Below are 16,117 nucleotides of genomic sequence, written 5' to 3'. Positions count from 1 at the left end.
ATGACTCATTCTTATAATAAGACAGCACACTCCTCGGGCAAAGGTCTGCTACTCACCATTCCATTCCTGGTACTGATCAATAGTATGTTTTTGCCAGTCGCGCTTTCAGCGGAAAATACGGCGCTCTCAGCGCAGCAAGAGCGTATCAGTGACGGCGCTATTTATCGCGACAACGGCGTCTATCGCGAGACGCAGCAAAGAATCAAGAAGCTCAATGACGGCGGATTGCGCGTTGCCGATTATCAGCTATCCAAAGCACAATGCTGGCTAGATGTCTCTTTTCATGAATATACGCGTAATGACAGAGGTCATTTTCCACCAGCTGCCCTGGGCGAGAGTCAGCGGATTCTGAATGCATTGGAAATGCATCAGAATCCGGGTCAAGATACACCTCTGGTCAATCAAGCTGAAAAATTACGTCCAGATTTGTGGGCGCGCTACGATGCACTGAAGCAGCATGCAGGTTACCGTTGTGCCACACAGCAAACCGCCTGTGCCGAAGTTGAGTTGGTTCATGCTGGTAATGAAATCCGCGAAGCTGGCTGGCGCCATGCCAAACCCTATGTACAGATAGCAGAAGATTTAACTGGTGCCGCAGAGCAGGCTGCTGCCAGTTGTCAACCTGTTCCGGTAGCATCGTCTGTTGTGACCTTACCGCCAGCAACTGTGCCGGTACCGACTTTGCCTGAAAAAATTACTCTTTCTGCAGATGCCTTATTTTATTTTGATAAATCGAGTGATAAGGATTTGTTGTCTAAGGGACGAGCCGAGCTTAATGAGCTGGCGCAAAAAATTAATACTGGAAAAACCGGTGTCACAAGTTTAAAGGTAATCGGTTACACCGATCGTCTTGGCAATGCCGCATATAACTTACGATTAAGCCTGGCGCGCGCGAATACGGTCAAAACTTATTTGCAACAACAGGGTGTCAATATGCCTATTTTGGTAGATGGTCACGGTATGGCGGAGCAAATTACATCATGTAGTGAAATCAAAAATAGTGCAGCCTTACGTGCATGCCTGCAACCGAATCGTCGGGTTGAAGTCATCATTCAAAAATAAGAATAATGCAACGGATATGTAAAACAAGACGGATGTAACTAGTTTAGTGTCGCCTTGGTATTTTGTTGCAACCGTGATCCAAGACAATGGAGTCCTTGCCGGACTCCATTGTCGTTTGTGACGGTACGACAGACGGCGGATTTCCTCATTTGATCTCTACTGTACTGCCTTGATCTCGGGGGTGCCAGCTTGGTTTTGATCGCGGAGAGCAAGGCATTTGAGATAACTTGATGCAACGACTCCGGCGCTTCTTTACAAGAACAAGCAATTCCTGTTTGGCGAAATCCTCGCTCACTGTGTCACAATGCGGCAAAGTCATCACATCGATCAAAATATGAAGGCAACAAAACAAGCTGGCAAAACTAAGGCATTAGCAATTGCAACAGGCGCAAAGGTCACCCTTGGCATGGTCGCTGAAGCGAGTGGCGTGTCGCCGAGTACCGTATCGCGTATTTTGAATGGCACGGCCGTTGTCAGTCAGGAGAAACGTAAGGCGATTGACCGTGCTATTGCGGAGCTGGGATTTATCCCTAATCCGATTGCACGCGGCCTGGCAGGCGGGCGCACGCTGAGTGTCGGTGTTGTGACGCAGGCGATTGATAGTCCGTTCTACGGTGTCGCCTTGCGCGGTATCGAAGAGGTGCTGACGCCTGCCGGTTATAGTCCTTTATTTGTCAGCGGCAAATGGGATGCCGCAGAAGAAGCGCGTTGTATCGAGGTACTGCGCTCGCGCCGGGTTGATGGCATGATTATTTTGTCCGGTCGCCTGAGTGATGATGCCTTGCATCATTTATCGGCATCGATGCCCGTCGTCGTGACCGGGCGTAACCTGCAGGCGCCGAATCTTTTTTCCATCGACTTTAATAACTTTGAAGGTGCGCGTCTTGCGACCCATCATCTGTTGGCACTCGGCCATCGTCGCATTGCTTTTATTGCCGGCGATCCTTTGCATCCTGATGCGATGGAGCGTCTACGTGGTTACCGGGCTGCTTTAAAAGCGGCGGGTGTACGCTTTAATCAGGCCCTGGTGCTGCCCGGTAAATATCATGAAGAAAGTGGTTTGATGGCAGTCGAGCAGTTGATCGATAGTCGCGAACCTTTCACTGCAATTTTTGCAGCCAATGATCAGATGGCATTTGGTGCTGCACTCGCCTTGCATCGGCGTGGTTTGCGTGTGCCGGATGATATTTCGCTGGTCGGTTTCGATGATCTGGCGGGTGCTGCACATTCACTACCGCCGCTGACGACGATACATCAGGCGGCGCACGAGCTGGGGCGTCTGGTGGCCTCTTCTTTATTGCAATTACTTGCAGGTCAGGCACCGGTAGAGAGCTTGCCTGAGCCGCGCCTGATTGTCCGGGCTTCTACTCGGATTTTGCAAGCTACGCCCGAGGCTTAGGCGAATCAGTTTGCAGTCTGAACCGTATGCTGTCTGTCGTTCTTACGCATTACTCGTCTGCTGTTCTCCTGCTATTCAGCACGCATCGCCTGCTTTATACAAGGCATTCAATTTGTGACCGTGAGTAAATACGCTCGGCAAACGCCGGTTTGTACGACTGTCTCTTTTCTGCCTCTATTCTAAAAATCTTCCCTTGCGGTGTTTGAAGTTTGGCCTCTATGACAGAGGCCATTTTTGCTGCGTTCGCACAGTTTTTCTTATTGCTTAAATTGACAAATGCAGAAATCATGTTTTATTATGAAAGCGCTTTCATAACAAGCGTAATAAAAAAATCGTGATAGTCAAAATGGCTGTACGCGATAACCTATAACGGAGACTTACGATGACATCGTCACAGATACCTTACCGTCAGGGCCTCACTCGCCCTCCATTTTTAGTCCGGCCGATGGCGGCTGCTTGCGCATTGTTGATGATGGCGACCAGCGCCGCCAAAGCGCAGACGGCGGATGACAAACAAAAGCCGGCTGAAGCCAAAACTGCACAAACAGCGGAGACACAAACTGCCACCGTCGTGGTAACGGGAATACGTCGCAGTATTGAAGATTCTTTATCAACCAAGCGTAATTCAGACTCTATCGTCGAGGTTGTTTCTGCCGAAGAATTAGGCAAATTGCCGGATGTCAGTATTGCCGAAGCCTTATCGCGTCTGCCGGGTGTCGTCGGACAACGTGGCCCTGATGGCCGTGTCAATGTGATCTCGATCCGAGGGTTGTCGCCAGAATTTTCAGGCTCCTTGCTGAACGGTCGCGAGGTCGTCAGTTCAAATGATGCACGTACTGTCGAGTACGATCAATTCCCGTCGGAGCTGATTGGTTCTGCTGTTGTGTACAAAACGCCGGACGGCACTCTGATCGGTCAGGGGCTCTCAGGCACCGTCGATTTGCGCGCCCGTCGTCCGCTGGATACGCGTGGCCGCGAAGTGGCCGTCAATGTGCGTGGCGAGCGCAACTCCAATGGTATTTTGGTTCCCGATGTCGTCAGTCCTACCGGATCGCGTGTGAGCCTGTCGTATGTTGATCAGTTCGCCGATAACACCATAGGCGTCGCGCTCGGTTATGCACGGCTGAATGTCGGATCGCAAGTCAAGCAAACAGAATTAGTCACCTATGGCGATTTCTCGCCGTATGGATTGCCTGTCAACGGCAATGCCAAGTCCGCCTATCCGTATGCGGGCGGCAGTATTGGTAATTCGATGTTGCCGATGTTCTGGACCGCGACCTCATCTTCCAAGAAAAACACCCGTGATGGTCTGATGGCCGTGCTGGAATACAAGCCAAACAAAGACCTGCACAGCACACTCGATTTGTACTATTCAAAATTCGATACGCATGAAGTTGGCGGCAAATTCTTATCGAGTATGTTCGCGACCTGGGGCGGTGGAGTCAGTCCGAATTTATCGAATATCGGCACGACCCAAGTTGGCCAGAATACTTTCACCAGCAGTGCGACGGCTGATCAGATGCCCGTCACTACTGGCAACTTTGATACCAAGCGCAAAGACACTATTGCTGCGGTTGGCTGGAACACAGAACTTAAACTCAACGACAAATGGACCGCGGTTGCCGATGTCAGTTATTCACGTGATGTACGTGATGAAACCTACAGCGAAGTTTATGCAGCGCCGTATGACAATGCATCGCAAAAATGGATTTATGGTGCATTCAAATGGAATGTGCCAGTGAATGGCGGCGCACAGACCTGGTCGCCATTACAGAGTAACTATCTTGCTACTCCGTCGATTGTTAAGCTCGGCGATCAGGCTGGTTTTGATTTTGTCGGTGATCAGGATGCTTACACTGGTGCAGTACGTAATCCACAAATTAAAGATCAGATCAGATCGTTACGCTTGTCTGTAAAGCGCTCAATGGACGGGATTTTTAGTAACCTGATCATCGGTGCGAATTACACCCAGCGTGATAAAGAAGTCAGCAAAAATGAATCGCGCCTGCTGATGAAAAAAGACAGCAATGGCAATTATATCCGCGATATTCCTGCTGCCGCTTTAGGTACGCCGATGGATATGGGATGGGCTGGCATTCCCGGGCTGATACGCATCGATGTACCGGCTCTGGTAAGTCAGGGGACGGTAACGCTGCAACCTTTGTTCGCACAAAAAGTGGACAACGATTCTGGCGTGCACGAAAAAGTCACCACACTATTTGGCAAGCTCGATATCGATACCGAAGTCGCGACAGTTCCGTTACGCGGCAATCTTGGTTTGCAAATTATCGACACCAAACAGAACTCGACTGGCTGGGAATATCGCGGTAATAATGCGACACCGGATATTACGCAATTGTTTGCCCGCTCCGGTAGCGCCAGCTACACCGATTATCTGCCTAGCCTGAATCTGGTCGCCGATTTACGTAATAACTGGATCGCCCGTTTTGGTCTGGCAAAAACACTGGCTCGTCCTAACATCGTTGATATGCGCGCTGGCACCAGTACACCGACTGTCATCAAGGAGCCAGGACCTGATCAGGGTAAATGGACAACGGCCTACTCCGGCAATCCTGAGCTGGAACCGTGGCGTGCCAATTCGATTGATCTCTCGTTGGAAAAATATTTTGCCAAGCGCAGCTATATCTCGGTTGCCGCTTTCCGCAAGAATCTGCTGAACTATGTGTACAACGAATTGACGGCACGTGACAACTCTGCTTTGCCAAGACCGCCAGATGTGCCTGCGAATGTCATCATTCAACAATACGGTCCGGTCATGCGTCCAACCAACGGACAAGGTGGTACTGTGCGTGGTTTTGAATTATCGGGTGCTCTGGAAGGTGGTTTGATACATTCATGGCTGGACGGTTTTGGTGTCGTCGCCAGCGGTTCTTATCTGAGCAGTTCTATTTTTGACAAACAAGGCCAGGAAGTTAAACTCAATGGCCTGTCCGGCACCTCCGGCAGCATGACGGTCTACTATGAGAAACAAGGCTTTTCAGCGCGTGTCAGTGAACGTTATCGCTCGGCATTCACGGCGACGACCCGCGATATTTTCCTGAACTCAACGACTCGTACACAGAAGGCAGATGCAGTGGTTGATTTGCAGTTTGGATATGAATTCGAGAATGGTCCTTACAAAGGATTATCGATCTTATTCCAGGTGAATAATGTCATGGACAAGCCAACCCAGAATACCGTGTCGGCGGGTGAAAATGCGCCGGACAAGTCAATGCTGTTGCCGAACTATACCTATTATTTCGGCAGACAGACTCTGGTCGGCCTGAACTATAAGTTCTAAGCGATACGGGTAGTGTTAGTCCAGTTTCGCTACGACCTTAGTGCTGTTTTAGTGACATAAATTCGCTGAAAAAACAGCAGTAAAATTGAAGCAGTCTGTCACACTATGACAGACTGCTTCACTCTGCCATGAGTGCCAGCTAAGAGCAGTTTCGGCCGCAGGTACTCAGTACGGCGGATTCTTTGATCATCACTATATCAGGTGCGATGTCTGTGCAGTCTGATCCATTCACCTATAGAGGCACATCGTCTATGCCCCTCGAACCTGTCCGCACCATAGTCATCGTTGGTGGCGGTACCGCTGGCTGGATGACAGCCGCAGCCCTGTCCAAATTATTGGGATCTACGCACCATATCCGCGTCGTCGAATCGGACGAAATCGGTATTATCGGCGTTGGCGAAGCGAGCATTCCGCATATTAATGAATTCAATCGTGCGCTGGGGATTGATGAGGATGAATTTCTACGCGCAACGCAAGGTACTTTTAAACTGGGTATCGAGTTTGTCAACTGGGGCGAGCTGGGTCAGCGCTATATTCATGGATTTGGCCGCGTCGGTCAGGCTACGGATGCGCTGCCTTTTCATCATTTCTGGTTACGCCTGGCGCAATCAGGGCTTGCCAGTCCGCTAGAAGCTTATTCGATCAATACCGCCGCACCGCGTCAAGCCAAATTCATGCGCTCACGACCAGATATGGCGGGTTCTCCTCTGCATGATCTGGTACATGCGTTTCATTTTGATGCCAGTTTATACGCTCGTTATCTACGACAATTTTCCGAGAAGCTGGGTGCGGTGCGCACCGAGGGGAAAATCATGCAGGTATTGCAGCATGAGACGGATGGTTATATCGATGCTGTTGTAATGGAAAACGGTGAGAAGATCGCGGGAGATTTTTTCATTGATTGCTCCGGTCAGCGCGGCTTGCTGATCGAACAGACTTTGCACACAGGGTATGAGGACTGGTCACAATGGCTACCTTGTGACCGTGCGATCGCGGTGCCATGTGCATCGGCTGATCCGCTGATTCCGATGACACGCTCCACCGCGCATGCGGCAGGCTGGCAGTGGCGTATTCCTTTGCAGCACCGCACCGGTAACGGACACGTCTATAGCAGTGGTTTTATGGAGCAGGATCAGGCGACGTCGATCCTGATGCAGCATCTTGATGGCAAGGCGTTCGCCGAGCCGCGTCATTTGCGTTTTCAGACCGGACGGCGTAAACAATTCTGGAACCGTAACTGCGTCGCTGTCGGGCTTGCCAGCGGATTTTTGGAGCCGCTGGAGTCAACCAGTATTCATCTTATCCAGACTGCGATTTCACGCATCGTCAAATTTTTTCCGAACACCGGATTCGATGACGAGGACATTGCTGAATACAATCGCCAGACGCATGTCGAGTATGAGCAGATCCGTGATTTTCTGATTCTGCATTACAAAATTACCGCACGGACTGATTCTGCGTTCTGGAATTATTGCCGCACGATGTCGGTTCCCGATACGCTGAAGCGCAAGATCGATTTATTCAGTAGCAATGGCCGCATCTATCCTGAGCAAGGTGAGCTGTTTACTGAAATGAGCTGGCTGCAGGTGATGATCGGGCAGGGGCTTGTGCCGCGTAGCTACCACCCCTTCGCCGATCTGCCACCGGAGCAGGACGTGGTGGCGTATCTGCGTAATGTCGAGAACGTCATCGCGCAATGTGTTAAGGCGATGCCGGTCCAGGCAGAATTTATTGCTGCGCACTGTGCCGCTGGCAGGATTTGATTACGATAAACATACACGGAGACTTGAATGAAACAACTATACACAGCCCGCCGTCGCAGTATGTCCGCTCTATCCACCATGTCCGTCATGCCGGTAATATTTACGATGCTGCTGGCGGGTTGTGGTGGCGAAGCGCATAGCCAGGCGGCGCCAGCGGTGACAGCGACTACATCGCTGACCGTGCCTGACGGGTACACTCTGGTGTGGTCTGATGAGTTTGCGGTAAATGGTTTGCCGGATACGACGAAATGGACGTACGACACCGGTATGAACAAGCAAGGCTGGCATAATCATGAGCTGCAATACTATAGCCGCGCACGCGCAGACAATTCGCAGATACGGGATGGCAAACTTCTCATCACCGCACGCAAAGAGGCGTTGAGTGGAGAGGCCGACTGGGGCGGTCAGAATTACACGTCGGCGCGCCTGACTACGCAGGGCAAACAGGACTGGACCTACGGTTATTTTGAAATCCGCGCCAAACTGCCTTGTGGTAAAGGCAGCTGGCCAGCGATCTGGATGCTGGGTAGTAAAGGAGACTGGCCCGCCATGGGAGAGCTCGACATCATGGAGCAAATCGGCAAAGAGCCGGCGAACGTCTTCAGCACCATCCATACCACTGCCGGTAGTGGTGCCAACGGGACTGGCGCGAATACACAGATTCCCGATGCCTGCACGGCATTTCACACGTATCAGATGTTATGGACGGGGGAGCAGATCAGTTTTGGCGTTGATGGCAAAATCCATCTGGTCTATGCCAATCCGCACACCGGTCTGGCACGCTGGCCTTTCGACGCGCCTCAGTTTTTGATACTCAATATTGCCATCGGTGGCGATCTTGGTGGCGCGGTTGACGATAGCGTCTTTCCGATACAGATGGAGATTGATTATGTGCGTGTGTATCAGAAGCCGAAATAATGTGCGGCACAGATCGCGGGTCTGAGTGTCGCAGCCACTGACCTGCGCAGCGCAGTACAGGATGGCCTATCCTGTATCGCCCGTTGATCATTTTCCGGTTCTTGATCTCTCTACAGAATTACTATACTACTACCTAGTATTATTTCAATGCCTTCATAAACAGTGCGGAATGAGGCTATATTGAGAGTAATGCAGGGGGAGTATAGCTATTTATTGAGTGCAGGCTCCTCCTTTACCCAGGCTTAATCCAGCAAATAGGTTGCCATGGAACGCGCCGGTAACTCGCTCACACAACGGCCGTCATCAATGCGCAAACAAAAGCGGATCGCAGTATCCGTGCGGTTCAGCACAATGATCGCCGTACTGCCATCGGGATTGACGAAGGCCGTGGTTTCCAGATCCTGTTTGCTCGATGCACATAAGACCCGCTGCGCACCGGTGCGTACAAAGCGGGCAAAATGCCCGAGGTAATAGTACGAACTCTGGTGATGCAGATTGCCGGTCGTGCGGTCCGCCAAGATCGGTGCACTGCACAGATTGCCGACATGGTTGGGGCCGCCGCTGTCGTCGAGTAACAGATTCCAGTCTATCCAGCCTGCGGTCCAGCGATTCAGGTCATTGATCATGGAGCGTGCATAGCGTTCGCCCAATGCCCATGAGTCATGATGTGGTCCACCTTCCTGACAACCTTCAGTGAATAACAGTGCCTTATCTGGCCAGGCATCATGCACAAGTTGCACATGATCGAAGTGATCTTCACCGTACCAGTGAAAACCGCAACCCCATACATACTGTGCCGCAGCCGGATCGGAATAAATCACACTCGCACGCTCTACCATCAGGTCACGATTGTGATCCCATATCACTATTTTGATGTGTCCAAGACCGGCCTTTAGCAGCTCGGGCCCGAGGTGATCGCGCACAAAATCGCGTTCTTCTTCTGCGGTATAAATACATGAATCCCAGCTCTGGGTCGCGAGAGGTTCGTTCTGCACCGACACGGCCCACACGGGTACACCTTCAGCCTGATAAGCTTGTATAAAACGCACATAGCAACGCGCCCATACTGACGCATATTGCGGCAACAACTTACCGCCATGATTCATCTCATGATTGCTTTTCATCCAGGCCGGCGGACTCCATGGCGATACCAGCAGTTTGATCGGCTCTCCTGCAACACGCAGAGCTTCTTTGATGAAAGGCAGGAGCGCCTGGCGATCTCGGTCAATCGAAAAATGCTCAAGCACCATATCGTCTGCGACCTCGGCATGCGCATAATTGCCGAGTGAAAAATCGCAGCTATTCATATGTACTCGGCACAGCCGGTAGGCATGACCATGCTGGCGATCAAAGTAATCGTGCAATACCTGCTCAGCCTGCGCTGGCGGCAAGCCCAGCCAGGTTACCGCAGCAGATTCGGTAAAGGCTGCGCCAAATCCTTCCAGCGTCTGAAAGCGACGCTGTCGATTGACCAGCAATTGCGGTAGTTCGCCTGCCTCCGGTAAGGCTGTGGCCGACAGCGTTAGAGCAGCCTGTTCGATTAAACCAGGGCGTTGGTTATATCGCGTCAGAAAGTGGCGCATGGTACCGGCAATACGATGTTGGACAGTACTCATGGCAGCAGACCAGTATCATTGTCAAACGCCAGCGTCCGGCGCGTCAGGTCAGGGATCAGGCCAACCATCTGACCGGCTTCCAGCGCAGCATGATCGCTTCCTATTTTGGCAACCAGCAGCTGCTCCATGCCATCAATACGCAGATGAATGATCGATGCGTCACCTAACTGTTCTGCCAGCTCGACCTGCGCCGCAATTCCCTGACCAGCGGGAGCCAGGCTCAGATGCTCAGGGCGAATGCCGACCCGCTGTGCAGTATCAGTAATACGACTGGTCAACTGTTGCCACAGCATGTGATGCGCGGATGCTGTTGTCGTTGGCATGGTTGCTACGCCTGACCGCGGACGCTCGATAAAATTGATGCGGGGTGAGCCGATAAAGCCGGCGACAAATTCATTCGCCGGACTGTTGTACAACTCCATCGGTCGCCCTGATTGTTCGATCTTGCCCTGATTGAAAACGGCAATCCTGTCTCCCATGGTCATCGCCTCGACCTGATCATGAGTGACATAGATCATGGTGGTGCCAAGTTCCTTATGCAGTCGTGACAGCTCAATACGCATATTCACCCGCAGCGATGCATCAAGATTCGACAGCGGCTCATCGAATAAAAAAACCTTGGGTTTGCGTACAATCGCGCGCCCGATGGCGACACGTTGACGCTGCCCTCCCGACAGATCTTTAGGAAAGCGTCCCAGCAGATCTGTGATGCGTAAAATCTCTGCGGTGCGCTCTACTTGCTGTTCGCGCTCTTTGCGGGAGACGCCAGCCATTTTCAGCGCAAAGCCCATGTTGTCAGCCACTGTCATATGCGGATACAGTGCATAACTCTGGAACACCATGGCCGCGCCGCGATCGGCGGGACGCAGATCGTTGGCACGTATTCCGTCGATTAGAAGCTCGCCTTCAGAGATACTTTCCAGCCCGGCGATCATACGCAAGGTGGTCGATTTGCCGCAGCCAGACGGCCCGACAAATACCAGAAATTCACCTTCTCTTACATCGAGATCGATACCTTTGATGACCTCGGTCTGAGCATAACTTTTGCGTATACCTTTGAGTGAAACTTGTCCCATCTTGCTGTCTCCTGATGATTTTTATACGAGTCGCCGTCTGATTTTATTGACCTGAACTACGCTTGATTTTTTGTCGCCCCAGAAAATCACGGTACCAGCGCGCACTGTCTTTAAGCGTACGGATCTGGGTGTCGTAATCAACATGCACGATGCCGAAACGTTTTTCGTATCCCGATGCCCACTCGAAATTATCCATCAGACTCCAGACCATATAACCACCCATCCTGACACCTTCCCGCATGGCGTCGGCCATTGCTGCAATATGACGCTGGATATAGTCGGTACGTCCCGTATCATGGATGCGACCATCGCTTAGCTGGTCTTTGAAGGCGCCGCCGTTTTCTGTGACATACAAGGGCGGTACCGGATAATCGCGATGCAGGCGCACCAGCAATTCTGTGAGTCCCTCCGGATAGACTTCCCATCCCATATCGGTTACATCACGACCACTACTGTGGACATCCCAGGGTTTGTCTGCACTGACTACCGAGCGGGAATAATAATTGACCCCTAAAAAATCCATCGCAGTCGCAATTGCCCGCATATCACCAGCGTGAACGACAGGGGCGTCATCACCGAGATCGTCGAGAATATCTTGCGGATAACGCCCCTTGAACAGCGGATCCATATACCAGCGCAACAGACGACCATCTTCGAGCCGGGTTTTTGCCAGATCGGCAGGCGCGTCACTGGCTGCATGCATGGGGGAGAGATTGAGGACGATACCAAGGCTGGCTTTACAACCGGATTCACGTAGCGCCTGCAAGGCAAGACCGTGGCTCAGCAGCAAGTGATGTGACACCTGAATCGCCGTCTGGCGATTCTTGATGCCGGGGGCAAATACGCCGCTTTCGTGGCCCAGTACCGCAACGACCCAAGGTTCGTTGTGTGTTGCGATCGAGACGACTTTATCACCCAGACGATAAGCGATCCCGAGTGCATACTCCACAAAGCGATCGACCGTAGCGCGATTTGCCCAGCCGCCGCCAGCTTGCAATTCGTCAGGCAAATCCCAGTGATTTAAGGTCAGATAAGGCTTGATGCCGCGTGCTAGCAAACCGTCGACCAGACGTTCATAAAACGCCAGACCGGCCTCGTTCCAGTCGCCCGAGCCACCGGGACGTACACGTGGCCAGGACACAGAGAAACGATACGCGTCAACGCCGAGCCCGGCTATCATATCCAGATCTTCTTCCCAGCGATGATAGTGATCGCAAGCGATATCGCCGTTGCTGTTGTCGGCAATCACGCCCGGCTGGCGACAAAAGGTATCCCAGATCGAGAGACCTTTACCATCCTGATCGGCCGCGCCTTCGATCTGATAAGCACTGGTGGCAACGCCCCACACAAAGTCGTCAGGGAAAGTAGCATGCAGGTCAGCGGTTTCAATGTTATTCATAATGTGGTGCTAGTTAAAAGTTATGTGATGGTGTGTAGTGCTGCAGTATGTTTTGTGGTGTGAAATAGCGCACCTGACGGTCTGTATATTGAATAGCGAGCGACAATTTTCCGGCAGAGCTTGTCCTTACTTGACCGCACCGACGGTCAGTCCAGAGATCAGCTGACGCGAGGACATCACGAATAAAATAAGCAGAGGCAGTGTCGCGATTGCCGAACCAGCCATCAAGGCTCCCCACTCGGTATCTACCGGACTCTGAATGCTGCGCAATGCTAAAGGCAGGGTGTACATGTCGGGTGAGCGCATCACGATCAGCGGGCCGATGAAGTTATTCCATGAGGCGATAAAACTAATTAACCCCAGAGTGCCAAGCGCAGGTTTGAGTAAGGGCAGGACAATGCGCCAGTAGATACCTGACTCGCTGCAGCCATCCATGCGTGCCGCTTCGATCAGTTCACGCGGGATCGATGAGCTGATAAATTGCCGCATTAAAAATATGCCGAATGCGCTGGCAGCGCCGGGGATATAGAGTGCCCGAGGCTGATCGATCCAGCCCAGCATATCCATAATCATGAATGTCGGGATCATGCTCATGAAAGAAGGGAGCAACATCGTCCCCATCACGATACCAAAAAAAGCTTTTTTATAACGGAATTCAAACATCGCAAACGCATACCCGCCCATGGAGCAGAACAGCAGGGTTAGCAGAGTTGATGCCAGTCCGACATAAACGCTCCATCCGAGGTTGCGCCAGAACGGAATGCGTTTCGTCAGAATCGCCAGATTATTTAAAAAATCGTCACCAAAAAACATGGGAGGCGGCAGGCTGAAAATCTCCGTACGCGAATGTGTGGCAAACACAAACATGAAGTAGAAGGGCGCTAACATGATCAGCATACCGATACCGACGATACAATACGCAGCAAAAGGGGCGAGGCGTTCTGTTTTCATAGAGTTCTCTGAGAATTAAGCGCTGCGCTGACGGAAGGCGCGGTTGGTGAGCCAGGTCAGCAAGGCCACCACGATAAACAGCAACCACGACATCGCGCTGGCCGCACCAAAATCATTGAAGTCAAACGCCATACGGTAGAGGTAGACCGCCGCTGTCATACCTGCCTGATCTGAGCCACCGCGGCCACCGGTTAGGATGAACGGCTCTTCGAATAATTGCAGGCCACCGATAACGCTCAGAGTCACACCGAAAAAAATCATAGGCCGCAGGCTGGGCAGCGTGATGTACCAGAATTGCTGCCACCGGCCAGCGCCGTCCATGCGCGCTGCTTCATATAAATCTGGCGGAATTGTCTGTAGTGCTGCCAGATACAGCACCAGGTTAAAGCCCACATAACGCCAGAACACAATTATGGTGATTGCCGGTTTGATGTTGTCCGGATCATTGAGCCAGTTGACTGTCTGCGCCGGCATGAGGGAGCCAATCAGAGGCAGTTCTCGCAGCACCTGGATGCCAAGATTGATCAAGCCGTAATCCGTCGAAAATAAGGAGCTGAACAAAATCGCGATGGCAACTGATGAGGTGATATACGGCATGAAATACGCACCGATGACAGCATTACGTAAGCGCTTGAATGACGAGTGGATAAAGTAGGCCAGCGGAATCGCAATCAGATGCTGTGGAATACCTGAGGCCAGCGCCAGCCACAGGGTATTTTTCATGGATTTCCAAAACCATTCATCTTGCAGCGAAAAACTGAAATTACTCCAGCCGACGAATGTCATCGCACCAAGACCGCTGGTTGGCTCCCATGACTGAAATGCCAGATACAGCGAGAACGCGAGTGGGAATACGCCGAACACCACGAAGAGCACGACGAATGGACTCAGCAATACATACGGCATGTGAGCGGGCGACAGGCGCAGGGTAGGCAATTTCATAGGAAGTGGGCGATGTCGGTTAGCGATATGGTCGCGGAGTCGGGCAAAGTGAGAGCGGAGTCCATGCCGGTTCAGCGATGCGCGCGTTGCTGTAGCAATCGTTGCGCATCGGCCAGCGCCGTTTTGATGTCTTTGCCGCGCTCCAGCACTTTGTCTAGTTCTGTATTAATGACTTCATCTGCAAAAGCATCTTGTTTGTGCACGCTGACGGCATTGATTTTTTTGGTAGCTGCCAGCCAGCCTAAGCGAGCTGCCTGACCACCGAGAAACTCGATAGGTTGAGCAAAAAAGGGATCATCGAAGGTTTCTGTTAAAGCGGGAAACGCATCCGCTGATTTGAAGGCGCTTAATTGCATAGCGCGGTTCATAGTCAGTAACCTGATCAGGTCCCAGGACAAGGCTTTGTTCTCTATTTTTGCTGCCCGTGGGATTGCGTAAAAAGTACCGCCATAAGCCGCGAATGCACCTTCTGGCAATTGCGCTGCATGCCACAAGCCACGTGTGCCGGGGGCTAGCCAGTTATTCAAATGACCTGCCAGCCAGGCGCCCGACATCTGCGTAGCAATGCTGCCACGTTTAAACCCCTCGGCCCAATCAACAGACCAGGCATTCACCCTGGCATCAAGTTTTTGCTGGCGTACTGCGCGGGCCAGTTCAAAGGCTCTGACAAAACGCGGTGAGCTGACCAGTACATTCGACTGGCTGTCGAAGTACAGGCCTTCGCCCGGCTGTATGCCAGTGCGTATCAGGATGTCTTTCATGTCGCGTGCATGTGCCAGCAGATAGGCACCGGTTGCCGCTTTGATTTTGACACCGGCTGCGACATAGTCGTCCCATGACTTGGTCAGATCTGCTTCGCTGATCCCTGCTTTGCTTAGCAGATCGGTGCGGTATAACAGCGTGCCCGGACCAATATCGGTAGGTACTGCGATGACCTGACCGCGACGGTTGGTCGCTTGCTGCCATGCATACGGAACGAATTGCGATTGGTATTGTTTGATGTCAAATGGCGGGCGTGACAAATCATCGAGACCGCCACCTTGTGAGAAACGTCCTACATAAGTGACTTCCAGCGCCATCACGTCAGGCAAGTTTCCCGCAGTGGATAAAGCGGTAGTCATCGCAGTGTGATGGTCACTGATCTCACGGCTGACGACCCTGACTTCGACATCCGGATGGAGTTTTTTCCAGGCAGGAATCGCCGCTCTGACGATGGCGTCTACCGCAGGGTACGCGGCGACAGTCAGCACTCTGGCTGCTGCGGCATCTGCTTGTGCGTCCGGTTGTGCTCGTGCATGCGGCTGTACGCATAGCCCGCACAGTAAGCCGAGCAGTAGCCAGTTTCCCATGCCGGACCAGGTAGGCGCAACCTTTGCTGTCATGGGTTTTGTGGTTCGCATTATTCTTGTGATGATCAACTGCATCTGCTTGTCTCCGTGACGATTATGCCGTCATGTCCGGGTGATATTGCCCAGCTTATTTATTTTAACGCAATGTCATGAAAGCGCTTTCATAAAGGTATCACCGTCAATTATGTATGTCAAGGATGCCCACACGTAAATCAAAAAAACCTGTGGTCTCTATGAATGCATCACTGATAAAGATTCAGGCAAAAATCAAGATCGCTTCACCACATAGCGATAGAAGAACAGAGCAAATTAAGCCGAAGTGATGTGATACCGCATCAATT

Annotated in this window: 11 protein-coding genes; 5 read left to right on the top strand and 6 right to left on the bottom strand. The window is 51.9% G+C overall.

The window, feature by feature from the left end:
* From ACO0K3_RS15635 to ACO0K3_RS15615, 5 genes are all read left to right on the top strand, one after another.
* Positions 1 to 1,062 (top strand): OmpA family protein, encoded by a 1,062-nt coding sequence (locus ACO0K3_RS15635; RefSeq protein WP_422986157.1) that lies wholly within the window; start codon positions 1 to 3, stop codon positions 1,060 to 1,062.
* Between the two features lie 334 nt (positions 1,063 to 1,396).
* On the top strand, positions 1,397 to 2,461 hold the full coding sequence (locus tag ACO0K3_RS15630; RefSeq protein WP_422986155.1) for a LacI family DNA-binding transcriptional regulator: 1,065 nt from the start codon (positions 1,397 to 1,399) through the stop codon (positions 2,459 to 2,461).
* A 382-nt stretch (positions 2,462 to 2,843) separates the two neighbouring features.
* Complete coding sequence (locus ACO0K3_RS15625) at positions 2,844 to 5,762, top strand: TonB-dependent receptor (RefSeq protein WP_422986153.1); 2,919 nt, start codon at positions 2,844 to 2,846, stop codon at positions 5,760 to 5,762.
* 251 nt (positions 5,763 to 6,013) lie between these two features.
* On the top strand, positions 6,014 to 7,525 hold the full coding sequence (locus ACO0K3_RS15620) for a tryptophan halogenase family protein (protein ID WP_422986151.1): 1,512 nt from the start codon (positions 6,014 to 6,016) through the stop codon (positions 7,523 to 7,525).
* 27 nt (positions 7,526 to 7,552) lie between these two features.
* Complete coding sequence (locus ACO0K3_RS15615) at positions 7,553 to 8,443, top strand: glycoside hydrolase family 16 protein (protein ID WP_422986149.1); 891 nt, start codon at positions 7,553 to 7,555, stop codon at positions 8,441 to 8,443.
* 242 nt (positions 8,444 to 8,685) lie between these two features.
* On the opposite strand, the gene ACO0K3_RS15610 is transcribed toward ACO0K3_RS15615, so the two are convergent.
* The 6 genes from ACO0K3_RS15610 to ACO0K3_RS15585 all read right to left on the bottom strand — a co-directional run bounded on the left by ACO0K3_RS15610 (position 8,686) and on the right by ACO0K3_RS15585 (position 15,809).
* On the bottom strand, positions 8,686 to 10,059 hold the full coding sequence (locus ACO0K3_RS15610; protein WP_422986147.1) for a glycoside hydrolase family 30 protein: 1,374 nt from the start codon (positions 10,057 to 10,059) through the stop codon (positions 8,686 to 8,688).
* Positions 10,056 to 11,135, bottom strand: a complete 1,080-nt coding sequence (locus ACO0K3_RS15605; RefSeq protein WP_422986145.1) for an ABC transporter ATP-binding protein — start codon at positions 11,133 to 11,135, stop codon at positions 10,056 to 10,058. The genes ACO0K3_RS15610 and ACO0K3_RS15605 overlap by 4 nt, the downstream gene beginning before the upstream one ends.
* 43 nt (positions 11,136 to 11,178) lie before the next feature.
* Positions 11,179 to 12,534 carry a GH1 family beta-glucosidase gene (locus ACO0K3_RS15600; protein WP_422986143.1) on the bottom strand — a complete coding sequence of 452 codons (1,356 nt, stop codon included), beginning with the start codon at positions 12,532 to 12,534 and terminating at the stop codon, positions 11,179 to 11,181.
* Between the two features lie 126 nt (positions 12,535 to 12,660).
* Positions 12,661 to 13,485, bottom strand: coding sequence for a carbohydrate ABC transporter permease (locus ACO0K3_RS15595; protein ID WP_422986141.1), 825 nt, complete (start codon positions 13,483 to 13,485; stop codon positions 12,661 to 12,663).
* Positions 13,486 to 13,500: 15 nt separating this feature from the next.
* Positions 13,501 to 14,427, bottom strand: coding sequence for a carbohydrate ABC transporter permease (locus ACO0K3_RS15590; RefSeq protein WP_422986139.1), 927 nt, complete (start codon positions 14,425 to 14,427; stop codon positions 13,501 to 13,503).
* 71 nt (positions 14,428 to 14,498) lie between these two features.
* Positions 14,499 to 15,809, bottom strand: a complete 1,311-nt coding sequence (locus ACO0K3_RS15585; protein WP_422986137.1) for an ABC transporter substrate-binding protein — start codon at positions 15,807 to 15,809, stop codon at positions 14,499 to 14,501.
* Positions 15,810 to 16,117 lie beyond the last annotated feature (308 nt).

This window comes from Undibacterium sp. Rencai35W (assembly GCF_049340185.1).
Classification (GTDB): Bacteria; Pseudomonadota; Gammaproteobacteria; order Burkholderiales; family Burkholderiaceae_D; genus Undibacterium.
The sequence above is the reverse complement of the archived record's forward strand: the minus strand, read 5'-3'. Positions and strand labels throughout refer to the sequence as shown.

What these genes read in the sequence shown, in the direction of transcription:
- ACO0K3_RS15590 (WP_422986139.1), bottom strand. Translation starts at nt 14,427, where the DNA reads ATGAAATTGCCTACCCTGCGCCTGTCGCCCGCTCACATGCCGTATGTA.
- ACO0K3_RS15615 (WP_422986149.1), top strand. Translation starts at nt 7,553, where the DNA reads ATGAAACAACTATACACAGCCCGCCGTCGCAGTATGTCCGCTCTATCC.
- ACO0K3_RS15605 (WP_422986145.1), bottom strand. Translation starts at nt 11,135, where the DNA reads ATGGGACAAGTTTCACTCAAAGGTATACGCAAAAGTTATGCTCAGACC.
- ACO0K3_RS15620 (WP_422986151.1), top strand. Translation starts at nt 6,014, where the DNA reads ATGCCCCTCGAACCTGTCCGCACCATAGTCATCGTTGGTGGCGGTACC.
- ACO0K3_RS15610 (WP_422986147.1), bottom strand. Translation starts at nt 10,059, where the DNA reads ATGAGTACTGTCCAACATCGTATTGCCGGTACCATGCGCCACTTTCTG.
- ACO0K3_RS15630 (WP_422986155.1), top strand. Translation starts at nt 1,397, where the DNA reads ATGAAGGCAACAAAACAAGCTGGCAAAACTAAGGCATTAGCAATTGCA.
- ACO0K3_RS15595 (WP_422986141.1), bottom strand. Translation starts at nt 13,485, where the DNA reads ATGAAAACAGAACGCCTCGCCCCTTTTGCTGCGTATTGTATCGTCGGT.
- ACO0K3_RS15600 (WP_422986143.1), bottom strand. Translation starts at nt 12,534, where the DNA reads ATGAATAACATTGAAACCGCTGACCTGCATGCTACTTTCCCTGACGAC.
- ACO0K3_RS15625 (WP_422986153.1), top strand. Translation starts at nt 2,844, where the DNA reads ATGACATCGTCACAGATACCTTACCGTCAGGGCCTCACTCGCCCTCCA.
- ACO0K3_RS15635 (WP_422986157.1), top strand. Translation starts at nt 1, where the DNA reads ATGACTCATTCTTATAATAAGACAGCACACTCCTCGGGCAAAGGTCTG.
- ACO0K3_RS15585 (WP_422986137.1), bottom strand. Translation starts at nt 15,809, where the DNA reads ATGACAGCAAAGGTTGCGCCTACCTGGTCCGGCATGGGAAACTGGCTA.